Source organism: Pseudomonas sp. PDM18, from assembly GCF_014852585.1.
GTDB lineage: Bacteria > Pseudomonadota > Gammaproteobacteria > Pseudomonadales > Pseudomonadaceae > Pseudomonas.
In genome coordinates this window covers 1-8,830 of sequence record NZ_JACVBX010000028.1, presented here as the reverse complement: position 1 = coordinate 8,830, position 8,830 = coordinate 1, and the positions used below count along the sequence as shown (strand labels likewise).

Sequence of the window (8,830 nt, the reverse complement as noted above, 5' to 3'; positions counted from 1 at the left end):
CCTTACACCGTCGACGTGGCGGCGCCGGACGCAGCCAGCACCCAACTGACCATCGACACCGTGGCCGGCGACGACATCGTCAACCTGGCCGAATCGCAGGTGCAGCAGACCATCAGCGGCAAGGCGAGCGGTGAGTTCCAGGTCGGTGACGTGGTGAGCTTCAAGCTCAACGGCACCACCTACAGCGCTGCGGTTGCAGCCGATGGCAAGTGGAGCGTGCAGGTATCCGGCGCCGACCTGGCCAAGGCCACCAGCATCGACGCCACCCTGGTGGCCCATGATGCGGCTGGCAACACCGGTCTGATCACCGCCAACCATGGCTACACCGTCGACACCAAGGTGAAGGACGTAGAACTCGTCATTGACGTGATCGCTGGGGATGACATCGTCAACCTCGCCGAGTCGCAGGCCCAGCAGGCCATCAGCGGCAAGGCAACTGGTGCGTTCACCGCCGGTGACGTGGTGAGCTTCGAGCTCAACGGCACCACCTACAGCACCACCGTGGCAGCGGATGGCAAGTGGAGCGTGCAGGTAGCCGGTGCCGATCTGGCCAAGGCCAGCAGCATCAAGGCGACCCTGGTCGCTCACGACGATGTCGGTAACGTCAGCAACGTCGAGGCTAACCGTGCGTACACCGTCGACGTGACGGCGCCGGACGCAGCCAGCACCCAACTGACCATCGACACCGTGGCTGGCGACGACATCGTCAACCAGGCCGAATCGCAGGTTCAGCAGACCATCAGCGGCAAGGCCACCGGTGAGTTCAAGGCCGGTGACGTGGTGAGCTTCAAGCTCAACGGCATCACCTACAGCGCTGCTGTGGCAGCCGATGGCAAGTGGAGCGTGCAGGTAGCGGGTTCTGACCTGGCCAAGGCCACGAGCATCGACGCCACCCTGGTGGCCCATGATGCGGCTGGCAACACCGGTCTGATCACCGCCAACCATGGCTACACCGTCGTCACCGAGGTGAAAGAGGTCGCGCTCGTCATTGACGTGATCGCTGGGGATGACATCGTCAACCTCGCCGAGTCGCAGGCCCAGCAGGCCATCAGCGGCAAGGTAACCGGTACGTTCACCGCCGGTGACGTGGTGAGCTTCGAGCTCAATGGCAGCACCTACAGCACCACCGTGGCAGCGGATGGCAAGTGGAGCGTGCAGGTGGCCGGTGCCGACCTGGCCAAGGCCAGCAGCATCAAGGCAACCCTGGTGGCTCATGACGATATTGGTAACACCAATACCGTTGAAGCTACCCGCTCGTACGCAGTGGACGTAAAGGCGCCGGTCGCCACACTGAGCATCAACGTGGTGGCCGATGACGATATCGTCAATCTTTCCGACTCCGTCCACGGGCATACCATCAGTGGCAAGGCCTTCGGCGAATTCCGCACCGGTGACCTGGTGACCTTCACCCTCAACGGCACGGCTTACAGTGCAAAAGTGGCGGCAAATGGTGCCTGGAGCGTCCAGGTGAATGGCTATAACCTGTCGAAGGAAACCAACATCCATGCCACGCTGAAAGCCACCGATGCGGCTGGCAACGTTGCCAATGTCGTGGCAGATCGTGGTTACACCGTGGACATGACTCCGCCTGTGGCGCAACTGACCATCTATACGGTGGCCGGGGACGATGTTCTCAATGCCACTGAAGCGAAGATGGTGCAAACCATCAGCGGCAAGGCGGCCGGTGAATACAAGGCCGGCGACGTGGTGAAGTTCGTTCTGAACGGTACTACCTACCAGACCATGGTGAATGCTGCAGGTGACTGGAGCGTGCAGGTAGCCGGTTCCGACCTGGCTAAAGCCAATAGCATCAACGCCACCCTGGTGGCCCATGATGCCGCTGGCAACAGCGCGGACATTACCGCCAGTCGTCTGTACGAAGTACAGGTAACCCCGCCCAAGGCAGACCTGATCATCGACGCCATCGCAGGTGACGATATAGTCAACAGCAATGAGTCGAAGGCTCAGCAGACCATCAGCGGCAAGGTAACCGGCGACTTCACCGCAGGCGACAAGGTTAGCTTCATGCTCAACGGCTCTCTGCACACCGCCACGGTTGCTGCTGACGGCAAATGGAGCGTGCAGGTAGCGGGTGCCGATCTGGCCAAGGGCAGCAGCATCAAGGCCACCCTGGTCGCCCATGACGGCATCGGAAACTCCATCTCCGTCGAAGCCACCCGTGCGTACACCGTGGATGTCACGCCACCGAGCGCAGCCACGACCCAACTGACCATCGACACTGTGGCCGGCGATGACATCGTCAACCTGGCCGAGTCGAAGGTGCAGCAGACCATCAGCGGCAAGGCTACTGGTGAGTTCCAGGCCGGTGACGTGGTGAGCTTCAAGCTCAACGGCACCACCTACAGTGCCGCCGTCGCCGCCGATGGCAAGTGGAGCGTACAGGTAGCCGGTGCCGATCTGGCCAAGGGCAGCAGCATCAACGCGACCCTGGCGGCCCATGATTCGGCTGGCAATACGGGCAGCATCGTGGCGGATCGTGGCTACGCGGTTGACGTCACGGCACCGGTCGCCACGCTTAGCATCAACGTGATCGCAGTTGACGACATCGTCAACGCAGCGGAAGCGGCAGCCAAGCAGACCATCAGCGGCAAGGCCACTGGTGAGTTCAAGGCAGGTGACCTGGTGACCTTTACCCTCAACGGCACCACTTACAGCGCGCAAGTCGCGGCCAGTGGTACCTGGAGTGTTCAGGTGAACGGCGCCGACCTGGCGAAGGAAACCAGCATCCACGCCACCCTCAAGGCTCAGGATGCTGCCGGCAACGTCGCCGACATCGTTGCCGACCGCGCCTATAGCGTTGACACCACCGCGCCGAACAAGCCGGCCATCACCGATATCCTCGACGATGTCGGCTCGATTACCGGCAGCATCGCCAACGGTGGTGCCACCGACGACAACAAGCCGACCCTCAAAGGCACCGGCGAGGCGAACAGCATCATTCACATCAAGGATGGCAGCACCACAATCGGCTCCACTACCGTGGGTGCCGATGGCAAGTGGACGTTCACCCCGACGACTGCCCGGAGCGATGGCAGCCACAGCTTCACGGCGGTTAGCGAAGACAAGGCTGGTAACAAGTCCGTTGCATCAGATCCGTATGTGATTGTCATTGACACGGTCGCCCCGGCGGCTCCGGTGATTACCTCCGTCTTCGATGATGTGGGTGTGGATACTGGCGATATTAGCAAGGGTGGTAGCACCGATGACTCGAGGCCGACTATCTCCGGTACGGCTGAAAAGAATTCAGTGGTTACCATCTACGACAACGGTGTTGTAATTGGTTCGACTACTGCCGATGCCTCGGGCAAATGGAGTTTTGAGCCGAGCAAGGACCTATTAAATGGAGGGCATGAGCTTACGGCTAAATCCACCGACGTAGTGGGCAATCAGTCGAGTCTGTCGGAAAGCTTCGGATTCCGTGTGAGCACGCCTATTTCTGGTACTTGGTTTGAAGATTTTAATTCGACTCCTGAACGAATTATTGCGATAGGCGAAACTGCAGTTTCAGGTACGGAGTTGTTGGTCGTTACCAATATTAGCAGCAGACCTGGAGATATTGCGCCGACTGGTTTCAAACAGCCCGAGAAATATACTGCAACAACGGGGCTGACTTTTGCGAGCGGAACGATTAGAGTGGATTTGAAGGAAGGACTAAAGGGGGACTCAATTAGTTTTGATCTTAGAGATCTTCAAACCAATAGATCATATGTTCAGTTTTATGATGCTGAGGGGGCGCTGATTCAGAAATCAATGCTGATCCCACGAACAGGTAGCAGCAGTACCGACCCAGTGCATCAATCATTTACGATGCCAGCCGGTAAGTCCTTCACCTATTTCACTATCTATTCTTCACCCGTCGGAACTGGATCCTTGAATTATGATTGGATGCATATAGATGATGTTTCAATCACCGGCACTTATATTGAGCCTGCTCCCCGGATTGCAGCAGGACAAATCGAGACTGAATCGACTGAGCAGGCGGCGGCAGCCAGCGACTTCCACCAGATCCTCGCCCTGCAATCGGGTGCGCAGCTGAAGGCCCATCAGGTCTCTGGCCTGGCCGAGACCCACTACGGTAGCGCCGACGACAGCGTGGTAACGCTGCAGTACGTCCAGGCTGAGCAGTTCCTGGCCAGTGCTGACAACCAGGGTATCCATGGTGGGGCGGGTATCGATGTGCTCAAGGTGGAAGGTTATGGCCAGGTCCTCGACCTGACCCAGAACGCCGCCCACGGCAAGGTCACCGGCATGGAGATCATCGACCTGCATGGCGCCGGCAATGCCGCCAACAGCCTGAAGCTGTCGCTCATGGACGTGCTGGATAACGGTCAGGCCGACCTGTTCCACAGCACGGACAAGCACAGCGTGCAGATGATGGTGCAGGGCGACAGCTCCGACACGGTCACCCTCGACCACCTGGGTCGCGACGGCAGCGATGTCGGCACCTGGACGGAGAAGGGCACCGTGGCCATCGGCGACGCTTCCTACCACCTGTACCAGCATGCCGGCGGCGATGCCGAACTGCTGATCCAGGAAGGCATGCGGGTCCACCTGGTCTGACGTGGCAACCAGGTGGTGGCCGGGGCTGGGCTCCGGTCACTACCTGCATTGCCCACTCTCGAATTCTATGTTTGCAACCCCGCTGCCTGGCGGCGGGGTTCTGGAGCTTTATTCATGACTATTTTCCCTTCCCGGCCTTTGCACAAGGTCACTTGCCTCAGCGCCCTGGTGCTGGCCATTGGTTTTGCCGGCGGTGTTGAAGCCGGCAGCAACAATTCCATTTACGGCGAGACCCACCAGAAGGTGGATTCCGTCGTGGCCAGCCAGGCCCAGATCGTGATGTTCCGCGGCAACGATGGCGGCAAGCAGGCCGCTCACGTCTACATCGACGGCGAGCTGCAGAGTGCCCTGATGCCCGGCGGTTACACCGTGTTCTGCACCCCCGCGGGCGAGCACTCGGTGGAGTCGTACATCGGCGATGCGCCGCTGTATACCGGCAAGCGCAACCCGCAGAGCTACGCCAAGCTGGCCGGCGGCCAGACCTACGTGCTGGAAGCACCGGTCGGCATCGGCCAGAAGACGCCCATCGTGCACACCGGCAAGGAGGCCGCGCGCAGCCTTCAAGGTATGCGCCGGCAGATCCATGTGCTCAGCCGTGCAAGTGCCGTGGTGCCCTGCCAGACGGAAACTCGCCTGAGCCTGCGCAGCGACGTGCTGTTCGCCTTTGGCAAGGGCTCGTACCACGACCTGACGGCAGAAGGCCGGAGCCAGCTGGGCCAGGTCGTGAAGGAGATCAAGCAGGATCTGAACAAGGTCCAGCGCGTGGAAATCGTCGGCCATGCCGACCCTATCGGTAATGCGGCAGCCAACCAGCGCCTGTCGCTGCAACGCGCCGAATCGATCCGCCGGGTGCTGCTGGAAGCGGGCATTCAAAGCGATCAGCTCATGGCCACTGGGCGTGGCAGCCTCGAGCCGGTGGTGCAGTGCAACAGCGGTTCGCGCAGCGCACAGATCGCCTGCAACGCGCCCAACCGCCGCGTCGAGCTGGTGATTCGCGGCGCTCAAGCATCGCTGTAGATCCAGGCGTATTAAGTCCCGAAGCGCCTTGCGGCGCTTCGGGATCCCTAAAACCGGAATCGGCGGAGAACCCCACCTCGGGGTTTTCGACTGCTTCGTCGGTTCCGGTCCCCCATTCCAGTAGCACCAGGGGAGTGCTTCTGGATCCCTAAACCGGGCCGGCGAACAAAGCCACCTCACACGACTCGCGTTCGTCGGTTCCGGTCCCAAATTCCACCCGCATCGGGAGTGCTGGTGGATCCCAACACCGGACCGGTGAAGAAGCCCACCTCGGGATTGCGACTTCTTCGTCGGCTCCGGTCCCAAATGCCAGACACACCAGGCGGTGCTTCTGGTCTCCCATACCGGGCCGGCGAAGTAAGCCACCTCACATGACACGTCTTCGTCGGTTCCGGTCCTATATTCGGGGGCGCCGAGCTTGCCACACGCGGCTTGCCGGTTCACCCAAGCCCGCATCGATGGGATCGCCTGGCGTGGAAATGCGCTACACGTTGGTATTTCCTGCCTGGCCAGTCACCTGAACCTTGGGCACAGAGGTCGAGCGGCAGTGACATTTCGCGTTATCTCCAGCCCGCTACTTACCCGCTATGAGGTGGGATCTTGCTGTCGCTTTACTGGCCAGTGCTAATGAGTGTTTTAGTGCTTGAAGTTGACATCAGCCTGAAAACAGGCGAGTGCATTTCTTAGGCTGAATCATTTGAAGTTCAATATCGTCACGCTTTGCTTTCTTGGGCTTGGATGCTTTTTGGGAAAATTCCCAATATTCAATTCATGCATATTTTGCATGTCAGCGCCGCTTGCGTTTATTTACTGGTAAGCCTGGTTTTTTAAAAAATCGACGCGCCAGATAGTTCGGAGATTTATGAGAAACCTCTGAATATTCCGTCGGTATCCATGAAAATATCCTTACCCCCTCATAAATGACCCAATTTGAGGTGGGTAGAAATGGCAATTGAAACTATCGGCTTGGTAGCTGTCACCGAGAGCGCATCTAGGAAGGTTGCAATCAAGGCGAACGGTAAGGTCAAGGCACAGGCCGGTACCAAGTATCTGCTTCAGGTCGACGGCACCGATGTCGCACCGGGAAATCTTACCGTCAAGCGCGTCGGGGACGACCTGCAGGTGTCTTTCGAAGGCAGTGAAGAACCCGACCTGACCATCCAGGACTTCTTCGCAGAAGGCATGGACAGCCAGCTCTATGGCGTGTCCGAAGATGGGCTTCTGCACGCCTACGTTCGAACCGACGGCCAAGGCTTTTATGGCAAGCTGCTGATGATGGACGGTGAGTCTGCTGCCATTGCGTTGGGCGGTGAAGGCGCGCCTTATTCGGCGGCGACGATTGATGACGCCGCTGGCTTCGCCTTGTGGCCGCTGCTGTTGGGGCTTGCCGGGGCAGGTGCCGCTACCGCCGCCATCATTCACCACAACAGGGATGACGGTAAGACCAAGAGCAAGACTTCCGAGGCGCCGACCAACCTCAAGGCAACCGACGATGTCGGTTCGATCCAGGGGCAACTGTCCAATGGTGACCTCACCGACGATGCGCGGCCGGCGGTTTCCGGCAACGGAATTCCCGGCGCAACCATTCACGTTCTCGACAATGGAGTGGAGATCGGCAGCACCACTGTTCAGCCTGACGGTACTTGGACATTCACGCCCGAGCTCACCGACGGTGTGCACACGATCGAAGTGATCCAGGCGGTCGCGGGCGCGAAGCCCAGTGAGCCCATCAAGGTTATCGACCTCATCGTCGATATCGTTGCTCCTGCGGTGGATGCTTCGCTGAATCCGGAGTCGGACAGCAGCACCAAGGGGGACGGCATCACCAACATCAAGACCCCTAGCTTTGACGGCAAGGCTGAGCCGGGCGCTACCGTGGAGGTTACTTTCGCCACCGGAGAAGTGGTCACCGTCACGGCCGATGCCAAGGGTGAGTGGTCGGTGACGCCAACTCAGCCTTTGCCCGAAGGCAAGAACGACATCACCGTCATTGCGGTTGACTCGGCAGGTAATCGCAGTGCGTCTGAGGTGCTGACTATCCTGATCGACAGCACCGCTTCGTCCGCTCCGCGGATTGACAAGGTCACTGACAATGACGATCCGACCAAGCTGATCGACGTGCCGAAAGATGGCTCGACCAACGACACCACCCCGGTGATTTCCGGTAGTGGCGCGGAGAAGGGTGACATCATCCATGTCTTCGATGGCAAGGACGAACTGGGCTCGACCATTGTCAAAGACGACGGCACCTGGGCGCTTGAAGTCCCGGCCGACAAGGCCCTGACCGAAGGCAAGCATGAGCTGACTGTCACCTCCGAAGATCCGGCGGGCAACCTCAGCGAGCAATCGCAGCCGTTCCCGCTCGTCATCGACCTGACGGCGCCGGACGCAACCACTGCCCAACTGGCCATCGACACCGTTGCTGGTGACGACATCGTCAACCAGGCCGAATCGCAAGTGCAGCAGACCATCAGTGGCAAGGCCACCGGTGAGTTCAAGGCTGGTGACGTGGTGAGCTTCCAGCTCAACGGCACCACCTACAGCGCTGCTGTCGCAGCCGACGGCAAATGGAGCGTGCAGGTAGCAGGGACCGACCTGGTCAAGGGCAGCGACATCAAGCCCACCCTGGTAGCCCATGATGCCGCAGGCAACGCCGGTTCCATCGTGGCTGAGCATGCTTACAGCGTGGACACCACCGCGCCGGTGGCGACCCTGAGCATCGACACCATCGCCGTTGACGATATTGTCAACGCAGCGGAAGCGCTCACCAACCATACCGTCAGCGGCAAGGCCACCGGTGAGTTCAAGGCCGGTGACGTGGTGAGCTTCAAGCTCAACAGCACCACCTACAGCGCTGCTGTGGCAGCCGATGGCAAGTGGAGCGTGCAGGTAGCCGGTTCCGACCTGGTCAAGGGCAGCAACATCAAGGCCACCCTGGTAGCCCATGATGCGGCAGGCAACGCCGGCTCCATCGTGGCCGAGCATGCCTATAGCGTGGACATCGACGCCCCGGTAGTCACCCTGAGCATCGACACCGTCGCCGGTGACGATATCGTCAACGCAGCGGAATCGGTCACCAACCAGACCGTCAGCGGCAAGGCCTCCGGCGAGTTCAAGGCCGGTGACGTGGTGAGCTTCGAGCTCAACGGCACCACCTACAGCGCCACTGTGGCAGCCGATGGCAAGTGGAGCGTGCAGGTAGCCGGCGCCGATCTGGCGGCTGAGTCCAACA

The 8,830-nt window shown here is 59.9% G+C and carries 3 protein-coding genes; all 3 read left to right on the top strand.

Features of this window, described 5'->3' with window-relative positions:
- Positions 1-15: 15 nt before the first annotated feature.
- Complete coding sequence (locus IB274_RS29325) at positions 16-4,581, top strand: Ig-like domain-containing protein (RefSeq protein ID WP_318652928.1); 4,566 nt, start codon at positions 16-18, stop codon at positions 4,579-4,581.
- Between the two features lie 114 nt (positions 4,582-4,695).
- The gene (locus IB274_RS29320) at positions 4,696-5,598 is read left to right on the top strand and encodes an OmpA family protein (protein ID WP_192436274.1); all 903 of its coding nucleotides are present in this window, start codon (positions 4,696-4,698) and stop codon (positions 5,596-5,598) included.
- A gap of 945 nt (positions 5,599-6,543) precedes the next feature.
- The coding region (locus tag IB274_RS29315) for an Ig-like domain-containing protein (RefSeq protein ID WP_192436273.1) at positions 6,544-8,830 on the top strand (2,287 nt) is incomplete at its 3' end.